At 41.5% G+C, this 556-nt stretch carries 1 protein-coding gene; it reads left to right on the top strand.

Annotation, left to right across the window (positions count from 1 at the left end; all coding sequences use genetic code 11):
* Window positions 1-236: 236 nt before the first annotated feature.
* Window positions 237-422: a hypothetical protein gene (locus AC2FA3_RS15085; protein ID WP_490510296.1), complete on the top strand. Its 186-nt coding sequence runs from the start codon at window positions 237-239 to the stop codon at window positions 420-422.
* Window positions 423-556: the final 134 nt, after the last annotated feature.

Genomic DNA, 556 nt, shown 5'->3' with positions numbered 1-556 from the left:
GTCACTTTTAGGGCGTGGATATCAGGCGTCAACCGTTGTCATCTAAGATTGAACACAGCTTGTTAACCAAGCTCATTGAGATCATAATCATCTTATGAAGACGCTCAAATTACGCATCAAAGACAAACACACCAATCAGCTAAATATCTTAGCCGGATCGGTTAACTTTGTCTGGAATTACGTCAATGAGCTTAGTTTAAGGTAGTGGTGAGCTGCTAAACCTGCACAGCCAAACATTGCAAGCTATAACTGAAACCCATGCTAAGAGCCGCAAACAATTCAAAAAAGCCAAACTCAACTGGCATACCAATAATCCTAAATCAAAGCGTAAGAATCTTGGTTGGATTCCTTTTAAAAAGACCGCTATCAAACACCTAGCAACCGGTCAATCAGGCAAGAAAAGCCTTAAATCTACCATTTAGCTAAGCCTCGCTAAGGGTAAAAAGCTCACTATTGATGTATGGCACAGCTATAACTTAGCGCTCTATAGCATCAATACCTGCGAGCTGGTGCAAGATTCTCGCGGCAACTGGTATGCCTGTATTACGGTTAAAGA

The organism is Janibacter sp. CoH_79_TC_3 (genome assembly GCF_058197955.1).
This window is presented reverse-complemented; position numbering and strand designations above follow the sequence as displayed.